Consider the following 19,266-nt stretch of genomic DNA (forward strand, 5'->3'; position numbering starts at 1 on the left):
ATCGCGGGTCAGGGGTTGATCTGGTGGGTGATCGTCGGGTCGGTTATGTCGGTGTCGTTGGCCAGCAGCATCGCCTTGCTGAGGATGACCGCGAGCATGCCGTCCCCCTCGAACGGCAGGAAGTGCCGCTGGGCGAGGTCGGCGGCGCCACGGGCCGGCACGATGCAGAGATACTCGTCGTTCGGGCTCATCAGGATGTTTCCCGAGCCGAGGTGGATCCGGTACGTCCGCAGGCCACCCTGAACCACCAGGAACCGGCCGTCGATGTGGGCGCGCTGCCCCACCGCCAACCGGGGCAGTAGCCGGGTCAGCAGGTCACGCCGGGTCTCGGCGGTCGCGGACAGCTCCCCGAAGCTGTACGACGTCCAGTAGTCCCGGAACCGGCCCTGCGGTCCTCCGTCCGACCAGGTCGGGTCGTTGCCGACGCTGGACACTCCGACGAACAGGTCGACGTCCCGCATGACCTCGCTGAACACCAACGGCGGAACCTGGTCCAGCGGCAGCGCGTCAGCCGGACGGCCGGTCACCCAGGAACCCGTGGAGTAGCCGCCGCCGGAGGCGTGCGACCAGTTCTGCGCGGCAGTGTGTGAATAGAAGCGCACCTGGTCGGTGACGAGCCGCAGGTAGGACCCGCTCTCGGTGGCGTCGGACGCGTAGTCGTCGCCGGCACCCTCCACCCAGTACTCAGCGCGCAGGCCCCAGCCGGGCAGTTCGCGTACGGTCGGCGGGTAGCTGTCGTCGACCATCAGCCGCAGCCGGTCGGACCAGCCCCGGATCGCGGCCAGCGCGTGATACTGATGTTGGCGCAGGATGTGCCCGGCGAACCGGTTGGAGTAGGTGCCGGTGTTCTCCTCGGCCGGGGTGAGCAGATACACCTCGCGATGGGCCTGCTTGAACGGCTGGACGACCTGGTGCCGTTCCAGCCACTCCCGCCAGCCCACCACCTCCGGCACCGGTCGACCGATCGGGTGCCAGATCCGCACCTGCGCGCAGTCGGCGGCGGTGACCGGGGTGTCGTCCAGAGTGCGCAGTGCCCCGTCGGCCCAGCCGCAGGGCACCCCGTCGACCAGCCAGAGCAGTCGGCGGGCCAGCGCGCCGACCAGCGGATGGTCGAGGTAACGCTGCCGCCAGGCGGTGAAGGTCCAGACGCGCTGGGCCAGGAACAGCCGATCCAGCCGGGCCGCCTGGGCGGCGAGCATCCCGGTGACCTCTTTGGCCAGACCCTTCAGCTCGGCCAGTTCCGTGGCGTGGTCGCGGCGTACCGCTGCCGGTGGGCTCTTCACCTGCCGGCCGGACTCGTTGTGCCAGGCCAGCGTGGCACCGGTGGAGCCGATCAGCAGCTCGGCCCGGCAGCCGCCGAGTATCACCTGGTGCCGACCCACCTCGGTCAGGGCGTAGTCCGGAACGGCCAACTCCTCGATCTCGTCCCGCCCGATGCCCATCGCTGCGGCGCGGGCGTCGAGCGCCTTGTCGATCTCGTTGCGGGTGCCCTTGTAGGTGACCCGGGCCGACAGTCGGGCGAGCTGCGCCAGCGCCGCCTCGCCGTCGAGCCGCCCGAGTACACCGACGGCCGCGTTGGCCACCTTCGGGCAGGCCGGCCCGATCCCCGGCAGCCGACGCAGCATCGACTCGACCAGACCGCCGACGCGGCGTACCTGCTCGGGAGAGGGTGCGGACCGCTCGACCAGCCAGAGCAGGCCGCGCAGCACGTCCGCGTTGGCCGGGGCGAGCGGCGACTGCGGGGTACGGGAGGCGGCCACCAGCCACCGCTCCAGCACCCGCGTCGCCTCGGTCGAATCGACCTCGGCGAGCAGGCGGGACGCCTCGGTCGACCAGCCGACCGTGGGTCGGGCCGCGACCGCGGTGCTGGCGTGGGCCACCAGCCGATGCCAGACCGGATCGAGGGCGGCCAGCTCGGTGCTGATCTGGGCGGCCCACGGGTCACCCGGGTCGAGCTGCGGGCCGGTCAGCTCGGCCACCAACTGCCGCAGGCGCTGACTTTCCCCGGACCGGTCGGTCATCACCTTGAGCAGGTCGGCGGGGAGCGGACCGGTCGCGACCACGCCCCGGGCGACGATCTCCACAGTGCCGGGCGTGAGCGCACGCCAGCCCCGGACGGCGTACCTGGTCAGGTCCGTGAGCTGTTCCGGGGTCAGCTCGGTGGGGAGCCGGCGGCAGACCTGGTTGATCATTTCGCGGGCGGTCCAGTTGTGCTTGCGGTCGGCGAGCGCGATGACGACCATGGCATGCACCAGCCGGGCCACGTTTGGGCGGGACAGGGGACGCAGCGCGTCGCGCACCGCCGGGTCGTCGCGGCAGAGCCGGGCGTGGGTGTAGAGGTGGCTGGCCAGCTCGGTGAGGTCGTCGTCGGCGATCAGGTCGCGGACCCGGGTGACGCACCAGGCAATGGTGGCGGTGGTCATCAGCCACCCACCAGCGGGACGAGTTTGAGGAAGGTGACCTCGGTGTCGCGGCGCAGGTCGACCTCGTCGTCGAGCTCGGTGACCTGACGGTCGTCGACCAGCACCACGAAACCGTTGCGCCCGAACGCCTCCTCGGCCAGGGCGACCTGCCGCTGGGCGTCGACCCGGCGGCGCGAACGCTGCGCCCGGTCACCGTTGAGGGCCTGCTCCGTGGCGTTGGGCTCGACGAGCAACCGACGCGGCTGCGGGCTGGCCGCGTTGTGCTCGGCCACCTCCTGGTGGATCCGCCGCCGGATCAGCTCGCGCAGCGTCAGCCGCTCCTCGAAGATCTGCAGGGCCCATGCGGGAGTACGAGCACCGGCCGTGCTCTCGTCTACGAATGTCACCGTCGCCATGTCGCGGGAGTCTAGGTACGGCCCCCGACAGGACGGGTCGAGGTCCCCGGCTGAGCCGGGGACCTCGACCCGTCGCTCATCCCTAGTCCAGGGCGAAGGTGGCCGACGCGCGCCCGGGACCGTCCGACACAGCTTCCAGGTAGAGCAGCCCGTCGCGGTGCCGGACGTACTGGCCGGGGTAGTTCACCGACTCCAGCGACACCTTCGCCGCGTCGGCGAGCCCGGCCCGGCGGGTGAACGTGGCGTCCTGCCGGAACAGTGTGGAGCCGTCGCTGCGCTCGACCCAGAGCTGGTGGTCACGGTGCCGCAGGTAGTAGCCGGGATAGTTGGTCGACTCCAACGAGATCGCCGACGAGTTCGACAGGCCGGCGACGATCCGGAACTGCGAGTCGGCCAGGGCGGTGACGTTCGACTCCAGCCGCGCCCGGAAATCCCAGTGCCGGAGGTAGCGGTCCGGCAGGTCGTGCGCGCGCAGCCGCACCGGGCTCAGACCGTCCGGCACCGGTACGCCGAAGTTCGGCGTACCGTCGGCGTTCCAGTAGACGCGCTGGATCCGGGTACGCCGGTTCGGATCGGTCAGCGGGTCGTAACCGTTGCCGAGGTACCGCTCGTAGTTGCGGGAGTGGTAGACGATCACGTCGCTGCCGTCCTCGGCGACGGTGAACGAGTTGTGCCCCGGACCCCACTGGCCCGTCCGGCTGTCGCTGGCCAGCACCGGGGTGGACCGCTTGCTCCACGACGTCGGGTTGAGCAGGTTGCTGGTGGCCGAGGCGGTGAGCAGCCCGACCGCGTAGCTGGCGTCGGTGGCGCTGGCCGAGTACGTCATGAACACCCGCCCGTTGCGGATCAGCACCGCCGGCCCCTCGTTCACGCGGTACCCCCGGGTCTCCCAGGCGTGCGTGGGAGTGGCGATCAGGGCCGGGGTGCCCGCGTACGTCCACGGGTTGACCGCGCGGGCGAGGTAGATGTTCGAGTTGCTGCCGGCGTACTCGGCCCAGGCCAGGTAGCGCACTCCGTTGTGGACGAAGGTGGTGGCGTCGAGTGAGAAGGCGTTGCGCGCCGGTTGCAGTTGTCCACGCTCCACCCACGGCCCGTCCAGCGGGTTCGCCGCACTGCTCTCCAGCACGTACGGCCGGATGGCCCAGATGTCGTCGGTACGCCCGGCGGCGAAGTAGACGTACCACTTGCCGTCGATGAAGTGGATCTCGGGAGCCCAGATGTGCGCTCCCATCTCGCCGCTGCCGTGCTTGCGCCAGATCACCCGCTCGGTGGCGGTGGCCAGCCCCTGGAGCGTGGTGGCACGGCGCAGCACGATCCGGTCGTACTCCGGGACCGTGGCGGTGAGGTAGTAGTACCCGTCGGTGTGCCGGTAGACGTGCGGGTCGGCACGCTGCTCGATCAGCGGGTTTGTGAACGTGACCGCAGCGGCCTGCGCCGGGGCCGCCGACCCCACCACCGCCCCGGTCCCCGCCATCAACATGGCAACCACCATCGCCACCACCCTGCGGACACTGCGCTGCGCCATGACCATTCCTCCCACCACCCACTGACCCGGCCCGCCGACGACGAACACCACCGCCTTGATAGCGCTAACAAACCACTCCCGTCAAGAGAGACCCATCAATACACCCCTCCCCACCGCGGGCGGCGGCTCCCCGAAAGCAGGCGTTGATCAAGGAGTTTTCGTGCCGCGCAGGCACTCGGAAGGGCCGAAATATCTTGATCAACAAGGGCTGGGGGCGGACGGCGGGTGAGTTGGTGGTGGTGGGTGGTGTGAGGCTGGTTCTCCTGCTGCTCTGCGTGGCCGGTGCGCTCGTCGTGGTGTCCCAACTCTCCGGGCAGACCGATGACGGGGCGGAGCCGATGACCCCGGCGCAGGCGGCGTCGAACACCGCCGCGGCAAGGCCGACCTCAGCCCCTGCACCACCAACGGCTGCACCGCGAACCTCAAGCTCCGCAGCCGGGTGACCTCGGCCTTCAAGCCGAAGGACACCACCACGGTCCGCTGCCGCGCGTCGTACCGCATCCCGCCGTCCCGAAACCCCAGGACCCATCAGGTGTACGCCGCGTACACAGCGGTCGCCCGCGCGGTCAGCACGGCGGACGCCAAGAAGATGGCCGCGGACCTCGCCGACGAGATCAAACGCAACGGCGCGCTGGGCGTCCGGCCGTCGAACAAGCCGCACGAGTACCTGCCGACGAACGCGAACCCACCCGTCCTCAACCCCCGCCAGCAGCAGGCGAAGACCCGTGTCGAGCAGCTCGCGAAGCAGGCGTGCCAGGACGTTCCGCAGTGGCCCGGTGAGTCCCCGCAGCACTGGGGCGACCGGGTGCACAAGCGCCTCGCCGAACTCGTCGGCAACGAGCTGCAACCGGAACTCTTCCTCGATCTGAAGACCGGCGCCAAAGGGCTCGACTCCACCTGGTACGAGGCTCTCATGAACCAGCTGCCGCGAGCTTTCCGAAACGTTCCGGCCATCACCGTTCGATGCTGAGGAGGAATGATCACGTGGATGCCGGCAGGTGGGAGCAGGCCGTCGACGCGTACCTGCTGCCCGCACTCGGCGACGGCTGGCGTGCCGCGCAGGGCCGGTTGGTCCGGGGCCCGGTGGGCTGGACGGCCCAGACGATGCAGCCGCTACCACCGCTGAGGCAACGGCCCAGCTTCCAGGTGGAGGTGATCGTCTGGCTGCTCGCGGTGCCGGTGACCGACACGTACACGTGCTCGCAGCGGCTGGACGGGGTGTTCCCGGAGCCGGACGCCGTGACCGGGTACGAAGAGGAGGCCGGTGAGCTGAACCGCGCCGACCCTCACCCCGTCGCCTGGGAGGACGAGATCCTCCAACGAATTCGTGCGGTGATCGCTCTCGGGCCGGACGAAGCCCGCGCGGCCCTCGCCCGCAACGGCAGCCGTCCTGTCCCTACCAACCCCCACCGCCACCCACCCCCGAAACCCGGGTTGATCAAGAAGTATTCGTCCTCGACAGGCACCCGAGAAGACCAAAACCTCTTGATCAACGCGGGCTGTGGGGGTGGGGTGGGGTGGGGTGGGGGGCATTCGCTCAGTCGAGGCAGAACTCGTTGCCCTCGACGTCCTGCATAATTAGGCAGGACTCGTTGAAGCCGTCGGCCGACAGCAGCCGTACCCGGACTCCGCCGAGCGCGACCAGCCGTGCGCCCTCGGCTTCGAGCACGTCCACGCGTCCCTGGCCGACGAGCCCGGTGCCAGCCCGTACGTCGAGGTGCAGCCGGTTCTTGACCACCTTGCCCTCGGGTACGCGCTGGAAGAACAGCCTCGGCCCGACCCCGGTGGGGTCGACGCAGGCGAACGCCGAGCCCTGTCGCTCGGGCGGCAGCGCGCGGTCGAACTCGGCCCAGTCGGCGAATCCCTCCGGTGGCGGCGGCACGACGTATCCCAACACCTCGCACCAGAAACGGGCGACACGCTCGGGATCCGCGCAGTCGAAGGTGACCTGGACCTGCTTCACGGACGCCATCGACCCACCATAGGGCAATTCCTCAGCCCCCGCCCCGCAGCAGGCGCACGATGCGCTCGCACTCGGCGGCCATCTCGGGCGTGGGCGAGGAAGTCGTCGAGGTGGCCGTCACCTGAGCGGTGAGGCCGAGGGCGGGTTCGGTGGGATCGGGCCTCCGGGCCCGATCTGGGCGGCACACTTGACCCTGTCACAGTGTCAAGGTCTTGACTGGTGGTCGGAGGTGGTTCCCATCGACTCGGCAGGCAAGCCCGCACCCGACGCGCGAGTGGTCGACGCGTTGGCCGCCGACGACTCGTCCAAGCGGCTGCACGCCGCCCTGGCCGTCGGTACGCACCCGGATCCCGCTCTCGTGGACGTGCTCGTGGCGCGCTGCGGGGTGGAGCCGGACTTCTTCGTGCGCGACATGCTCACCTGGGCGCTGACCAGGCTCCCGCCGGAGACCACGGTGCCGAGGCTGCTGGTGGAACTCGACTCCACCCACGCTCAGGCCCGCAGCCAGGCGCTGCACACTCTGTCCAAGATCGGGGACCGGAGCGCCTGGCCGGCGATCACGCGAGCGCTGCTGCGCGACGCCGACGACACGGTGGCGCGTACCGCCTGGCGGGCGGCCGTGGTGCTCGTACCCGATGCGGAGCGGTCGGCGCTGGCCACGGAGCTGGCCTCGCAGTTCGGTCGGGGCGACCGGGAGGTACAGCTCAGTCTGAGCCAGGCCCTCGTCTCGCTGGCCGACGTGGTCGAGCCGGTCCTGGAGGTCGCGGTCACACACCGAGACCCGGCGGTACGGGCACACGCACGCGCCACCGAACGGCTGCTGTCCGACCCGGACGCCGGATTCGGCCTTGCCGTGGACGAGGCGAAACGGGTCGTGGCGCTCGGCCCGGACCGGGAGGGTACGCCTGGTGCTGATCGGTGAGGTGGCACGACGCTCGGGCGTCAGCGCCCGGATGCTCCGGCACTACGACGCGCTCGGGTTGGTGCGTCCGACCGGCCGGACGGTGGGCGGCTATCGGGAGTACACCCCGGAGAACATCCGGCGGATCTTCCACGTGGAGGGGCTGCGCTCGCTGGGGCTGTCGCTGCGCGAGGTCGGCCGCGCCCTCGACGACCCCGGTTTCACCCCGGCCGCGCTGGTCGGCGACCTCATTCGCCGGGCCGAGGAGCGGCTGCACCGCGAGCGCGAACTACTCGACCGACTCCGCAAGGTCGACGCGGCCGGGCCCGCCGGCTGGCCGGACGTGGCGCGGATCATCGAACTGCTGCACGGCCTCGGTTCGGGCAGTGCCGCCCGGCGCCAGCAGGCCGTCCTGGCCGAGCACGACTCGGTACCCGCCGAGTTGCTGGCCGAGGCGGTGCTCGGCGAGTCGGATCCGCACGTCGCCGGGGCCCTGCGGTGGGCGCTGGCCCGGGCGTCCGGCGCCGGGGTGGCGAGCGTGGCGTCCGGCCTGGCCTCGGAGGACGCCGACGTGCGGCGGCGCGCGGTCCAGGCGCTCGCCGAGTTGCCCGGCGAGGAGGCGACCTCGGCTCTCGTCGACGCGCTCGCCGACCCCGAGCCGACCGTTCGCGGACCCGCCGCTCTCGCGCTCGGCGCACGGGACGACACCCGCGCCGTACCGACGCTGGTCGGTCTCGTGGTCGCCGGCCCGAACGACGTCGAGGCGGCCGAACTGCTGGGCACGTTGGCCGGGGACGCGACGTGGGAGGAGCGGATCATGGCTGCGCTGGCCGACGAACTCGACGATCCGGGCGTGGACTCGGCGGCGCGGATGCGATTGACCCAGGCGCTCGCCGAGATGCCGGGGACCCTCGCGGTGGAGATGCTGCGCCGGTTGACCCGCGACGACGACCGGCCGGTGGCGCTCGTCGCGTCGGCCCTGCTCGCCGTACTCGAAGAACGCGAGGGCGACGCCGAGAACCGGCGCAGGGAGACCTGACGCCGGTCAGGCCGGGACGGGCCCTGGGTCACCGCACCGTCGTGCCGCCACCCCTCAGGCGGTCGCGCCGCCGTCGATCGCGATCGACGCGCCGGTGATGTGTCGACCGCCCTCGCCCACCAGGTGACTGACCGTCGCGGCCACGTCGGCCGGGGATGCGTACCGCCCGAGGGCGATCTGCGTCCGCTGCGCGTCGGCACCGGCACTGTCGGCCGGGTTCATGTCCGTGTCGGTCGAGCCGGGCAGGATCAGGTTGACGGTGATGCCGCGCGGACCGAGCTCGCGGGCCAACGCCCGGGTCAGCCCGTTCACCGCGCTCTTGGTCATCGCGTACGCGCTGACCCCGGGAGCAGGGACGCGACTGGCGAAACTGCTGCCGATGTTGACGATCCGCCCGCCCTCGCCCATGTGCCGCACCGCCGCCTGGGTGGCCAGGTACACCCCGCGCACGTTCACCGCGACGGCCCGGTCCAGCGCGTCGAGGCTCACCGACTCGATCGGTCCGCCCGCGAACACCCCCGCGTTGTTGACCAGGATGTCCAGCCGCCCCAGCTCAGCCACGGTCCGCTCCACCGCGCCGACGACCGCCGCCGAATCAGCGCTGTCCGCACCGATCGACAGACCGGTGCGCCCGTACGCCTCGATGTCGGCCAGGACAGATTTCGCGTTGTCCCCCGCCGTACGGTAGGTGAACGCCACGTCGATGCCATCCTCGGCGAGCCGACGCGCGACGGCGGCGCCGATGCCCCGACTTCCACCCGTGACCAGGGCGACCCTGCCGGCAAGTTTGACCGTCATAGCGCAATCCTGACAGTTCACTCAGGATCCCGATCATCCGGGTCGCCTGCCGCCGCAAGCCCTCACGCATACGGCATCCACGTTGAGCAATGGATGAGCGGTGGACCGCCACCGGCCCCGCCCCCGGATCGGGCGCTTCCCGCCCCCGCAGCGGCGGCCGGACCGGACTCCACCGCGACTCCCGCCCAGGGCAACGCCCTGAGCGGGCGGTGATCGCGGTGATCCGGGTGCCCGGTCCCTGATCACCGCGATCACCGGTCAGGGCGAGTCGGCCGAGTCGAAGGGCGACTCACCCGGGCTGTCCGGGGACTCGGGCGAGTCGTCCGTGCCGGTGACGCCGTCGAGCTGCACCGACTCCACGGCGCGCTGCGATCCTTGAGGGTGATGCCGTCGCTGGCGGGCCGGCCTGCCAGTCCCGGTCGCCGAGCGCCATCGCCTTGGTGTAGACCTCCCACATCATCGAGCCGATCTCGATCGTGTCGAGCTGCACGAAGTCCGGCTGCTCGGCGCGGGCGAGCATGAGCAGGTCGTCCACCATCCGGTTCATCCGGTCCAGCTCGTCGGTGACCAGGGCGATCGACTCCCGCCGCTCGGCCGGGTCGTCGCCCATCAGCTCCAGGTGCCCGCGGACAATGGTGATCGGGGTACGCAGTTCGTGCCCAGCGTCGCTGACGAACGCCCGGTGGGCGGCGAAGGCCCGTTGCAGCCGGCCGAGCATGCCGTTGAAGGTGCGACCGAGGTCGGCCACCTCGTCGGTGCCAGCCACCTCGATCCGCCGGGACAGGTCGCTCTCCTCGATGTCCCGCGCGGTCTCGGTCATCGACCGTAGCGGTCGCAGTGCCAGGCCCATCGCGAGGTAACCGCCGGCGGCAACCACGCCGATGACCAGGACGCACGCCAGCGCCATCATCTGTACGGCGCGGTCGATCTCGGCCCGGCGGTCGCCGCTGAACTGGGCCACGACGACATGGCCACTGGGTACGTCGTTGATCTGAATCGGGACGGCCAGCCAACGCGCATCGCCGGCCGGTGTACCGGCCACCTCGCCGTGGGTACTGGTGACCAGCGAGGTCCAGCCGGCCACGAGATCGGGGTCGCGGGTGAGGTCGTAGGGCGGGTCGGCCGAGGAGCGGTAGTGCACGCCCTCGATGAAGGTGAGGCCGACCTCGCCGTCCTGCGGCTCGTTGCGCAACAGGTACGTGTCGGCGATGGCCCGTAGGTCACCGCCGAAGGGCCGGCCGGTGGTCGGATTGGTGCCGTCGACCAGCCGCCGGAACTCTCCGAACTCCTGCCGCATGTCGGCGGTGATCCGGTTCTCCAACTGGTTGAGCAGCACCTGCCGTACCACGAACACCGAGGTGAGGCTGGCGACGGCGAGCAGGACCAGCGCCCAGCCGAGCAGCCGCAACCGCAGGCCCAGGGCGGGGCGCCACCAGGCCAGCGACCGCCACGACCGCCGGAGACTGCCCGACACCGGGCCGAGGTCAGTCGTCGTCTCCGTCGTCCTCGTCGCCGTCGCCGTCGTCATCGTCGCCGTCGTCATCGTCGCCGTCGTCGGCGTCGTCTCCGTAGTCTCCGTCGTCGTCGGTGGCGTCGTCATCTGCGGCCCCGTCGTCATCGTCGTCGGGGTCGTCCGCTGCTCCGCCGGGCGAGTTGGCGCCACCGACGGGTCCGGTGTCGGGTCCGTCATCGTCATCGTCGTCCCCGTCTCGGGCCGGTGGGACCGCCGGCTCGGGTGCCTCCGGCGCCTCGCCATTGTCCACTTCCACCTGCGTGGATTCCGCCGTCGGCGCCACGATCCGGATCTCCGGGACGCGGTCCGGCGGCAGCAGCGCCGGCAATCCCACGGTCACGAAGAGTGCGGCCAGCGAGGCCAGGCCGATCCCGGTCGCCACCTTCTGCGTGCTCACCGCACCCACCCTGCTCGGCGGGCACGGCCGGACGATGAGCCGTTCATGAGATTTTCCTCATCAACCGGTGGGCTGACCGATCAAGCGGATGCGTGGCAGCACTCCGAGGTTGTTCAGCCAAGCCTGACGGCGGAGCTGCCCGATCGGACGGGCGGCGTGAATAGGGCGTTAAGAATCGCCGGCCGGCCGTGATGATCGCGTTATGGACCCTGTCGTGGCGGGGCGGATGACGTTGTGATTGCCCGACGGGCCGCAAGGACGGCCGGGCCAACCTGTTCGGGATTGAGAGGTCAGCGGTGTCTGACGTGGTGTACGTGGTGTTGACGGTGGTGCTGTTCGCGGCACTCGCCCTTCTGGTGCGGGCGGTGGAGAAGCGATGAGCGCGGTCAACGTCGTGGGCGTGGTGCTGGCGATCGGCCTGGGCGTTTTCCTGGTGGTCGCCCTGTTGTTCCCGGAGCGCTTCTGATGGGTACGACCACAGCCGGCGTTATCTTCATCCTGTCGCTGGTCGCGGCGCTGGTGGTGGTGCACCGGCCGTTCGGCGACTACCTGTACCGGGTGGTGTCCGGCGCACGGCACCTACGGATCGAGCGCGGCCTGTACCGGCTGGTCGGGGTGAACCCCGCCGCCGAGCAGTCCTGGGGCGTATACGCGCGTAGTCTGCTGGCCTTCTCTGTCGTGTCGATCCTGTTCCTGTACGGGTTCATGCGGTTGCAGAGCCATCTGTGGCTGTCTCTGGGGTTCGACCCGGTGGTCAGCCACGGGGCGTGGAATGCCGCGGTGTCGTTCGTGACGAACACGAACTGGCAGTGGTACTCGGGTGAGTCGACCATGGGCCATCTGGTGCAGATGGCCGGGTTGGCGGTGCAGAACCTCGTCTCCGCCGCGGTGGGCATCGCAGTAGCGGTCACGCTGGTCCGCGGCTTCGCCCGCAGCCGTACCGGCGAGCTGGGCAACTTCTGGGTCGACCTGACCCGGATCACCCTGCGGGTGCTGCTGCCCATCTCGGTGCTCGGGGCGCTCGCGCTGATGCTCGGGGGCGTGGTGCAGAACCTCTCCGCCGGCACCGACGTCACCACCCTGACCGGGGGCAGCCAGACCATCACCGGCGGACCGGTGGCCAGCCAAGAGGTGATCAAGGATCTCGGGACGAACGGTGGAGGTTTCTACAACGCCAACAGTTCCCATCCGTTCGAGAACCCGACCACCTGGACGAACTGGCTGGAGATCTTCCTGCTGCCGGTGATCCCGTTCAGCCTGCCCCGGGTGTTCGGCCGGATGGTGGGCCAGGTCCGGCAGGGCTACGCGATCGCTGCGGTGATGGCGACCCTGGCGTTGGCCAGCGTCACCCTGACCAACGTGTTCGAACTGTCCGGCCACGGCACGGTGCCGCAGGCGACGAACTACTCGCCCGTATCCGCGCCGTCACCCGCCGTCACACCGCCCCCGACACCACATACGGCCCGGTGACCAGCGTTGTACGGCTGGGCCAGCACACGGTCAACCTCGCCGACCGGATCGTGACCCACGACGGCGGCACCGAGGTCCGGCTCACCCCCACCCAGTGGGGCGTCCTCGAACAACTGTTGCGCCACCCCGGCAAACTGATCACCCAGCGTCAACTGCTGCGGGAGGCGTGGGGACCGGAATACCAGAACGAGACCGGCTACCTGCGCCGATGATCGCCAGAACCGGCAGGTCCAGACGACGGAGTCGCTGCTCACTGATCCGGGTGGGCTGCGGCAACCGTAGTGCTGCATGCCGGCTTCGATCATGCCAGCGACCGGCTCGTCCCCGACCGGGGCACCTTCTGCGGTGTAGGAGTTGAAGCTGTCCCGCCAGGACCGCGGAAGCCAGGACACGGCGGCGGGGATGGAGCGCACGATGGTGCCGAACGGCACGCCGGGCGAAGACGTGGACCGGGTCGATGGCGGTTGCTGCCTGCTCAGCCGTTGTCGTCCGTGCCGCGCACGAGCACGCCCTCTCCGCGATCGTCGCCGAACAACTTCACGACCACGAGTACGAGTACGACACCGCGACGGCGGCCGAGCACCTCATCACTCATCGGGTCCGCGCATCGGTCTAACTGCCGTCCGAGATTGCCCTCCTCCGCGGGCAGCAGGGGAATCTCGTCCGGGGCCGCGAACGGGCCGACACCTGTGGGGGTGTAGGCAGACGGGATGCCGGGTACCTCGCGTCCGACCCCGGACCCCCTGCCCAGGAGGACCCCATGACCGTCGTACTCGCCGTTGTCTGCAGCAACGGGGTGGTGATCGGCGCGGACTCCCAGATCACCGAGAGCGACCGCGGTCTGAGCTTCCCCGCCCAGAAGCTGCACCCGCTGGGCTCCTGCGCCGCCTGGGGCGGCAGCGGCGCGCGGGGAGTACTCAACGACCTGCGCCCCCTCCTCCAGGACACGGCCACCGCCATCCTCGAAGCACCCGACATCGGCGACGAGTTGCAGGAGCGCGTCCTACCCGTCTTCAAGAAGCACTACAAGAACTACATCCCGGACGTCCCCGGCGAGGACGGCGGCGGCGGGGTGTCGGCGTACCTGCTCGCAGTCGGCTACAGCCAGGGCGGTCCGTGGATCGTGGAGATCAACCCCAACGGGCTCATCGGCCGTTACGAGGATGTGGGCTTCCACGCCATCGGCTCCGGCGCGCCCATGGCCCAGCAGGCCGGCGCGCTGCTTTCCCACTTCCGGATGACCACGCGCACCGTCGAGTACGGCGTGGTGGGCGTGGTACGGGTGCTGGAGGCACTGGAGCGGACTTCACCGTCGGTCGGCCGCCCGTTCAGCGTCGCGTGCATCCGCGAGGAGGGCGCCCACCATCTCGACGAGAAGGAGATCGCCAAGGCGCTGAAGGACTCCCAGCGCTGGCGCGACCTCGAACAGGAAGCGCTCGACCGGCTGTTCGACTGACACATGGGCGTGAAGAGGCGAACACGGAGAGGCCGCAGGGCTGCTTGCTGCACGCCGCTGCTGTGCAAGTTCGAGAAAGGCCGTCCGCCCCGGGAGGCAAACGGCCTTTGAACTGCCAGCCCCGACGGACACCGCCACAGCGGCACAGTTGACCCAACCTCGCCCGACACGAACCCGGCCCCTGGCGGCGCAGCCGGCCACCCACGGCCCCCTCCCCGGTGGACAGTTGCTCTAACCCTGAGCGGCTGCGGAGTCGGCGCCTGGGCGAATCACGCGCCCCGGCGCGACACGGCGGCGGGCCGCAGGCCCGCCTTGATCGATCATGAACCGGGGACAAGCGAAAAAGGGCACCGACCTACCCGACATCTTCCGCCTGTGTCTCGACCCCGCAGCAGGACCAACACTTCTCAGTCAGCTAGCCAACGCCGAAGCACAGCTTCGCGCGGATGCCGCCCGCCATGCCCGCCGATGGTTCAACGAACACTCACAGCGCTCATTCCGCATCATCCGAGCCATTCCCGAGGGGCAGGACATCCACGTTGACGATCTCCACCTAGTCGGCGAACTACTTGAAGGTGCGCTCACCTGACTCAAGACACCTCCGGACCCGAGAGCGCAGGCGTGTGCGCTTGGAACGGCGAATGCCCTGGTCGGCTCCAGCCAGCCCCATCGGCCACCTTCGACAAATCTGCCGTGTCGAACCTACGGCCGGCACCCTGCATGAGCTTGCCGACCGTCGATGCTCGATACGAACTTGTGGGCCACCTCACCCATTCGGCTTGAGTTTGCTCGCCACGTTTCACGGATTGGGCTCCGCCCGACGGACGCCAGACGGACAGATGATCAAGGGCGGGTTCTCGATCATCCGAGAACCCGCCCTTGAACTGCTGTTTTGTGGTGGAGCTGAGGGGATTTGAACCCCTGACCCCCTCGATGCGAACGAGGTGCGCTACCGGTCTGCGCCACAGCCCCTCCGCCGATTACCGGCGTCGGCCCCACCCAACTTGTCACCGGGCGGGCCGGCGACAAGGCTAACAGGTCGACCGCCTCCGCCGCGAACCGCCCCGCCCCTCCCACGCGCAAGATCCACGCCGGCTGCCCCGAACGCACGCCCCCCAGCCCTACGAGGCAGCAACGTCCCTGATACTGCTGCCTCCACCCACTCGCGAGACAGCGACATTCCTGATGTTGCTGTCTCGGCCCCCGCCGCATGGTGGCGATCCCCCCGACGTCGTCACGCTTGCGACCCAGCGGTGGGCGGCCCGGGCGGCAGGCGGAGAAGGCAGCAGGCGGAGATGGTGGCGCGGCTGGAACTGGCCGGGAATCGGAGGTCGGCAGCGGCCGGAGGTCGGCAGCGGTCAGGCGCTGTGGGAGCCGCGTCCGGCCTCGTAGGGGCGGCCGCGCAGGCCACCGGCACGGCGGTAGGAGACCGAGCCGCCGCTGGCAGCCTGCGGCAGGTCGGCGGGGCGGTCCAGGCCCATTGCGGTACGCCGGACGGACTCCCGCTGGGCGGCCAGGCGACGCTGGGCCTCCCGGCGGGCTGCCGCGCGGCGCGCCTGTTCGCGGCGTACCTCGGCCTGTCGGGCGGCCAGCCAGGCGGCCTCGCGGGCCCGGGCGCGCCGTCGGCGACGGTCGGCGAGTGCGCGGGCGCGCAGGTGGACGACGTACACGATGAGCAGGGTGGCGGTGACCGCGAAGCTGATCCAGAAACCGGGGCCGACCACCAGCACGCCGACCAGTTCGACGGCGTTGAGCAGCACCAGGGCGGCGAGGACCCGGCGGCGGCGGTAAACGGCGGGGGTGTGCGGACGGCGGCGGTCGGGGCGGCGGCGTGGACGGTTGCCGGCCGGTGTGGCGGAGCGCAGCCGACTCGGGCGGCCGGAGCGGCGCGACGCGGGTGGGCCGGAGACGGGGGCCGAGCGGGCCGAGGCCGGGTCACCCGCGGCACTGCCGGAGCGGGCCGACACCGGGTCGGCTGCGGCCGGGGAGTCGCCGGTGCGAGGTGCGGGCGGGCCGGAAACGGGGGCGGCGAGCTGGCCCGAGCTGGGACCCTCGCTGAGGGTCACGACGAGGGCGCGGGACGGGTTGACCGGTCGGCGGCCCGGGACAGTGCGGCGTCGTCGGCGGCGCTGGAGCACCCGCGCCGTCGACTGCGCCCGCTCCGCCACCAACCGCTCGGCGGCGTCGTACCGGCGAACCAGCGCCGGAGCGAGAGCGAGCAGACCGGCGGCGGCGAGGACGGCGAGGAGCACCGAGGTCGGCACCCTCACCCCTCCCGTCACCAAGATTCGGAGCAACCGCCGACCGGCCGCAGGATCTTTCACCGATCGGCGTCGGCGACGTGAATCATGCGGAGCGGGCAGCGCCTGCCGCAGCTTGCAGTTACCTGAGGTTACGGGTCAGGCTCGCCGGAACCACCGCGCCGCGCCGAATCCGCACGTGGGACGGCTCACGGCGTACGGGTGCGCAACCGGTGCCAACGGGCCAGCAGCCCGCCCTCGGCGGCGATCTCCTCGCTCGTCATCGCGTACCCGATGTGGTCCCGCCACGCACCGTCGATGTGCATGTAGCGCGCGTGGTACGCCTCCTCGCGGAAGCCCAGTTTCTCCACCACGCGGCGGGACGGCCGGTTCTCCGGCCGGATGTTGACCTCCACCCGGTGCAGGCCACCGGGGCCGAAGGCATGGTCGACGGCGAGCGCCATCGCGGTGGGGATCACGCCCTGACCGGCGACCCGACAGTCCACCCAGTAGCCGACGTAGCCGGAGCAGAACGCCCGACGCACGATGCTGCCGATGTTGATGTGCCCGACCAGTCGCTCCATGCCGCCTGTGTACAGGCAGACCGCGAACGGCATCCCCTCGCCGGCACGCGCCGAACGCCGCTGGTCGCGGTGCATCCAGCGAAAGGTGGCCGGCGAGTTCAGCTCGGCCCAGTCACCGGCCGGCGACGACTCCCACGGGGCCAGCCACTCCCGGTTGGCGCAGCGCACCTCGGACCAGGCGGCCGCGTCGGAGCGCCGGTACGGCCGCAGCAGCACCGGACCGTCGGAGAGCACCACCGGCCAGCCGGGCGCCCGTCGGAACAGCACCACTCCTCCACTCCCGAGCGTCACCCGGATTCACCGTCGACGGTCGAGCAGCAGCACGTCCACGGTGGAGCCGGCAGCGGCGGCGGTGACCCGCTCGCCGAAAACGAGAAGTCCGTTCGCCTCCGCCAGGCCGGCGAGGGTGAACGGACCGCCGTTGAGCGGTTGGACAGTGTAACCCCCACCTCGACGCTCAGCGACATGCGCCGGCCGGAACTCCCGCAGGCCCCCGGGTGAGGAGACCGTCTCCAGCAGGTGCGCCCGCACGCTCGGGCGGAACACCGGTTCGGCGCCGGCCAGCAGGTTGATCGCGGGGCGGGCCAGCACCTCGAACCCGATCATCGCGGCGCCCGGGTCACCGGGCAGGCACACCACCGGCACCTCCTCGGCACCGACGGTGCCGAACCCGAGCGCGGTGCCCGGATAGAGCGCCACGTCGGTGAAGGTGACCGGTCCGGTGCGGCTGCCCTCACGGCGGGACAGGATGCGACGGACCATGTCGCCCGGCCCGGTGCCGGTGCCACCGGTGGTGATGATCAGGTCGGCCCGCAGGGTCTGGTCCTCCAGCAGGCCGCGCAGCCCCTCCGGGTCGTCGTCGCAGATACCCACCCGGTACGCCAGGGCGCCCGCCTCCGCCGCCGCGGCGGTCAACGCGTGCGAGTTGGCGTCCACCACCTGACCGGGCTGGCTGCCCCGGCCCACGTCCACCAGTTCGTCGCCGGTGGCCACGATCACCACCCGGGGGCTGGGACGAACCACGACGTGCCCGATGCCGGTGGCGGCGAAGATCGCGACCAGCGCCGGTGAGACGTACGTGCCGGCGCGGGCGAGCAGGGTGCCGGCGGCCACCTCCTCGCCGGCCCGGCGTACCCCGTATCCCCGCTTCGGGGCGCGGAAGATCTCGACTGCCGCCATGCCCTGGTCGGTCCACTCGACCGGGACGACGACGTCGGCGGCGACGGGCAGCGGCGCTCCGGCGGCCACCGAGAAGCACGAGCCGGGGGTGAGCCGGACCGGCCGCCAGCTCGCCGCGCCGAGGTCACCGACCACGTTGAGGCGTACCGTGCGGCTGCCCGGACGGCCGGACTGGGCCGGAACGTATCCCACGCCCCGGGCCCCACCGGCGATGTCCTCCCAGCGCGCGGCGTACCCGTCCACGGCCGCCTGGTCGAAGGCCGGGAACGAGTGCGGCGCGACGACGTCCTCGGCGAGGACGTTGCCGTGCGCCTGGGTGAGGTCGAGGTCGAGCGGAGGCAGCGCGCGTAACCTGCGCAGCACGCTGCCCAGGTAGTCGGCGAGCGGCGTCAACCCGTTTTCGGCCGCCTCGGCGTCGGCCGTAGCGGTCATGTATTGGGACCGCCCGACTGGTCGGAGTTGACGAACTCGGCCAGCCACTTGCGGAACTCGGCGCCCAGGTCCTCGCGCTCGCTGGCGATCTGGACCACGGTCTGTAGGTAGCCCAAAGGCATCCCGGTGTCGTAGCGGATGCCTCGGTAGACGATCGCGTGCACCGGCGTGCCCTCGGTACGCAGCAGTTCCATCGCGTCGGTGAGCTGGATCTCGCCGCCGCTGCCGGGCTCGGTACGCCGGATCGCGTCGAAGATCTTGCCTGGCAGCACGTACCGGCCGAGCACGGCCAGGTTGCTCGGCGCCTCCTCCGGCTTGGGCTTCTCCACCATGCCGGTCACCCGGACGACCTCGCCGATGTCGGTCAGCTCGGACTCGGCGGGCTCCACCGAGGCGATGCCGTAGCGCTTGGTCTCGGCCGGGTCGACCTCGAAGAAGGCGAGCACCACACCGCCCGTACGGGCCTGCAGCTCCAGCATGGCCGGCAGCAGCGGCTCGGAGAGGTTGACGAACTCGTCGCCGAGCAGCACGGCGAAGGGCTCGTCGCCGACGTGCGACTCGGCGTACCCGACGGCGTGGCCGAGGCCGAGCTGCTCGGGCTGCCGGCAGGTGTAGATGGCGGCCAGTTCCTCGGTGCGCTTGACGGCGGCCAGCAGCTCGGGCTTCTCCGCGAGCCGTTCCTCCAGGTCGGGACGGCGGTCGAAGTGGTCGACCATCGATGTCTTGCCACGTCCGGTGATCAGCAGCACGTCGCCGATCCCGGCCTGGGCGGCCTCCTCGACGATGTACTGCAACACGGGGCGGTCGACGACCGGCAGCAGCTCCTTCGGCACCGCCTTGGTCGCCGGCAGGAACCGGGTGGCCAGGCCGGCGGCCGGGATGACGGCCTTGACGGCACGGGGACGACCGGTGGCGGCGGTCGCTGAGAGGTTCGCTGAGTGCTCCGACATG

General features: G+C 70.8%; 19 protein-coding genes, 1 tRNA gene and 2 pseudogenes. 10 read left to right on the plus strand and 12 right to left on the minus strand.

Annotated features, from left to right (window positions below; translation table 11 throughout):
• Nucleotides 1–8 precede the first annotated feature (8 nt).
• From ID554_RS09090 to ID554_RS09100, 3 genes are all read right to left on the minus strand, one after another.
• Nucleotides 9–2,423: a DUF4132 domain-containing protein gene (locus ID554_RS09090; protein WP_117228635.1), complete on the minus strand. Its 2,415-nt coding sequence runs from the start codon at nt 2,421–2,423 to the stop codon at nt 9–11.
• A complete protein-coding gene (locus tag ID554_RS09095) occupies nt 2,423–2,818 on the minus strand; it encodes a hypothetical protein (RefSeq protein ID WP_191088761.1) in 396 nt (131 codons plus the stop codon). Before ID554_RS09095 ends, ID554_RS09090 begins: the two co-directional genes overlap by 1 nt.
• 82 nt (nt 2,819–2,900) lie before the next feature.
• Entirely contained in the window at nt 2,901–4,343 is a 1,443-nt protein-coding gene (locus ID554_RS09100) for a family 43 glycosylhydrolase (RefSeq protein ID WP_223884499.1), read from the minus strand.
• 439 nt (nt 4,344–4,782) lie between these two features.
• Here ID554_RS09100 and ID554_RS09105 point away from each other — a divergent pair, with 439 nt between their 5' ends.
• Together ID554_RS09105 and ID554_RS09110 are read left to right on the plus strand one after the other, a co-directional pair.
• Nucleotides 4,783–5,313 carry a hypothetical protein gene (locus tag ID554_RS09105; protein WP_117228634.1) on the plus strand — a complete coding sequence of 177 codons (531 nt, stop codon included), beginning with the start codon at nt 4,783–4,785 and terminating at the stop codon, nt 5,311–5,313.
• A 14-nt stretch (nt 5,314–5,327) separates the two neighbouring features.
• On the plus strand, nt 5,328–5,921 hold the full coding sequence (locus tag ID554_RS09110; protein ID WP_147333473.1) for a hypothetical protein: 594 nt from the start codon (nt 5,328–5,330) through the stop codon (nt 5,919–5,921).
• On the opposite strand, the gene ID554_RS09115 is transcribed toward ID554_RS09110, so the two are convergent.
• The gene (locus ID554_RS09115; protein ID WP_117228632.1) at nt 5,881–6,315 is read right to left on the minus strand and encodes a VOC family protein; all 435 of its coding nucleotides are present in this window, start codon (nt 6,313–6,315) and stop codon (nt 5,881–5,883) included. The two genes, ID554_RS09110 and ID554_RS09115, sit on opposite strands and share 41 nt — an antisense overlap.
• A gap of 220 nt (nt 6,316–6,535) precedes the next feature.
• On the opposite strand from ID554_RS09115, the gene ID554_RS09120 reads away from it, so the two are divergent.
• Together ID554_RS09120 and ID554_RS09125 are read left to right on the plus strand one after the other, a co-directional pair.
• The gene (locus tag ID554_RS09120) at nt 6,536–7,228 is read left to right on the plus strand and encodes a HEAT repeat domain-containing protein (protein WP_117228631.1); all 693 of its coding nucleotides are present in this window, start codon (nt 6,536–6,538) and stop codon (nt 7,226–7,228) included.
• Entirely contained in the window at nt 7,215–8,246 is a 1,032-nt protein-coding gene (locus ID554_RS09125; protein ID WP_117228630.1) for a MerR family transcriptional regulator, read from the plus strand. The genes ID554_RS09120 and ID554_RS09125 overlap by 14 nt, the downstream gene beginning before the upstream one ends.
• Before the next feature lie 54 nt (nt 8,247–8,300).
• Here the strand turns inward: ID554_RS09125 and ID554_RS09130 are convergent, their stop codons facing one another.
• The 3 genes from ID554_RS09130 to ID554_RS09140 form a co-directional block, all read right to left on the minus strand.
• Nucleotides 8,301–9,044 (minus strand): SDR family NAD(P)-dependent oxidoreductase, encoded by a 744-nt coding sequence (locus ID554_RS09130; RefSeq protein WP_117228629.1) that lies wholly within the window; start codon nt 9,042–9,044, stop codon nt 8,301–8,303.
• A 289-nt stretch (nt 9,045–9,333) separates the two neighbouring features.
• A complete protein-coding gene (locus ID554_RS09135; RefSeq protein WP_158573752.1) occupies nt 9,334–10,518 on the minus strand; it encodes a histidine kinase dimerization/phospho-acceptor domain-containing protein in 1,185 nt (394 codons plus the stop codon).
• 10 nt (nt 10,519–10,528) lie between these two features.
• Nucleotides 10,529–10,954: a hypothetical protein gene (locus tag ID554_RS09140; protein WP_147333472.1), complete on the minus strand. Its 426-nt coding sequence runs from the start codon at nt 10,952–10,954 to the stop codon at nt 10,529–10,531.
• Between the two features lie 376 nt (nt 10,955–11,330).
• Here ID554_RS09140 and kdpF point away from each other — a divergent pair, with 376 nt between their 5' ends.
• From kdpF to ID554_RS09170, 6 genes and pseudogenes are all read left to right on the plus strand, one after another.
• Nucleotides 11,331–11,420, plus strand: a complete 90-nt coding sequence (kdpF, locus tag ID554_RS09145) for a K(+)-transporting ATPase subunit F (RefSeq protein ID WP_117228626.1) — start codon at nt 11,331–11,333, stop codon at nt 11,418–11,420.
• A pseudogene (locus ID554_RS09150) lies at nt 11,420–12,352 on the plus strand (potassium-transporting ATPase subunit KdpA); the annotation flags it as partial. The gene kdpF and the pseudogene ID554_RS09150, both read left to right, overlap by 1 nt.
• Nucleotides 12,352–12,633 (plus strand): annotated as a pseudogene (locus tag ID554_RS09155) (winged helix-turn-helix domain-containing protein); the annotation flags it as partial. The pseudogenes ID554_RS09150 and ID554_RS09155, both read left to right, overlap by 1 nt.
• A gap of 248 nt (nt 12,634–12,881) precedes the next feature.
• The gene (locus ID554_RS09160) at nt 12,882–13,040 is read left to right on the plus strand and encodes a hypothetical protein (protein ID WP_158573751.1); all 159 of its coding nucleotides are present in this window, start codon (nt 12,882–12,884) and stop codon (nt 13,038–13,040) included.
• Nucleotides 13,041–13,184: 144 nt separating this feature from the next.
• A complete protein-coding gene (locus tag ID554_RS09165; RefSeq protein WP_117228624.1) occupies nt 13,185–13,880 on the plus strand; it encodes a proteasome protein in 696 nt (231 codons plus the stop codon).
• 322 nt (nt 13,881–14,202) lie between these two features.
• Nucleotides 14,203–14,469, plus strand: coding sequence for a hypothetical protein (locus ID554_RS09170; protein ID WP_147333471.1), 267 nt, complete (start codon nt 14,203–14,205; stop codon nt 14,467–14,469).
• A gap of 306 nt (nt 14,470–14,775) precedes the next feature.
• Here ID554_RS09170 and ID554_RS09175 read toward each other — a convergent pair.
• The 5 genes from ID554_RS09175 to ID554_RS09195 form a co-directional block, all read right to left on the minus strand.
• Nucleotides 14,776–14,852 (minus strand) — tRNA-Ala (locus ID554_RS09175).
• Nucleotides 14,853–15,238: 386 nt separating this feature from the next.
• Nucleotides 15,239–16,150 (minus strand): hypothetical protein, encoded by a 912-nt coding sequence (locus tag ID554_RS09180; RefSeq protein ID WP_191088762.1) that lies wholly within the window; start codon nt 16,148–16,150, stop codon nt 15,239–15,241.
• Nucleotides 16,151–16,329: 179 nt separating this feature from the next.
• Complete coding sequence (locus ID554_RS09185; protein ID WP_191088875.1) at nt 16,330–16,938, minus strand: GNAT family N-acetyltransferase; 609 nt, start codon at nt 16,936–16,938, stop codon at nt 16,330–16,332.
• 63 nt (nt 16,939–17,001) lie between these two features.
• Nucleotides 17,002–18,315, minus strand: a complete 1,314-nt coding sequence (locus ID554_RS09190) for a molybdopterin molybdotransferase MoeA (RefSeq protein WP_117228623.1) — start codon at nt 18,313–18,315, stop codon at nt 17,002–17,004.
• Entirely contained in the window at nt 18,312–19,265 is a 954-nt protein-coding gene (locus ID554_RS09195; RefSeq protein WP_117228622.1) for a UTP--glucose-1-phosphate uridylyltransferase, read from the minus strand. Before ID554_RS09195 ends, ID554_RS09190 begins: the two co-directional genes overlap by 4 nt.
• Between the last annotated feature and the right edge of the window lies 1 nt (nt 19,266).

The sequence above is a fragment of the Micromonospora craniellae genome, from assembly GCF_014764405.1.
In the GTDB taxonomy this organism is placed as follows: Bacteria; Actinomycetota; Actinomycetes; order Mycobacteriales; family Micromonosporaceae; genus Micromonospora; species Micromonospora craniellae.

Bases quoted from the DNA above. Each gene is read 5' to 3' on its own strand.
- ID554_RS09090 (WP_117228635.1), bottom strand. From the start codon at position 2,423: ATGACCACCGCCACCATTGCCTGGTGCGTCACCCGGGTCCGCGACCTG.
- ID554_RS09095 (WP_191088761.1), bottom strand. From the start codon at position 2,818: ATGGCGACGGTGACATTCGTAGACGAGAGCACGGCCGGTGCTCGTACT.
- ID554_RS09100 (WP_223884499.1), bottom strand. From the start codon at position 4,343: ATGGCGCAGCGCAGTGTCCGCAGGGTGGTGGCGATGGTGGTTGCCATG.
- ID554_RS09115 (WP_117228632.1), bottom strand. From the start codon at position 6,315: ATGGCGTCCGTGAAGCAGGTCCAGGTCACCTTCGACTGCGCGGATCCC.
- ID554_RS09130 (WP_117228629.1), bottom strand. From the start codon at position 9,044: ATGACGGTCAAACTTGCCGGCAGGGTCGCCCTGGTCACGGGTGGAAGT.
- kdpF (WP_117228626.1), top strand. From the start codon at position 11,331: ATGAGCGCGGTCAACGTCGTGGGCGTGGTGCTGGCGATCGGCCTGGGC.
- ID554_RS09160 (WP_158573751.1), top strand. From the start codon at position 12,882: ATGGCGGTTGCTGCCTGCTCAGCCGTTGTCGTCCGTGCCGCGCACGAG.
- ID554_RS09165 (WP_117228624.1), top strand. From the start codon at position 13,185: ATGACCGTCGTACTCGCCGTTGTCTGCAGCAACGGGGTGGTGATCGGC.
- ID554_RS09170 (WP_147333471.1), top strand. From the start codon at position 14,203: ATGAACCGGGGACAAGCGAAAAAGGGCACCGACCTACCCGACATCTTC.
- ID554_RS09190 (WP_117228623.1), bottom strand. From the start codon at position 18,315: ATGACCGCTACGGCCGACGCCGAGGCGGCCGAAAACGGGTTGACGCCG.
- ID554_RS09195 (WP_117228622.1), bottom strand. From the start codon at position 19,265: ATGTCGGAGCACTCAGCGAACCTCTCAGCGACCGCCGCCACCGGTCGT.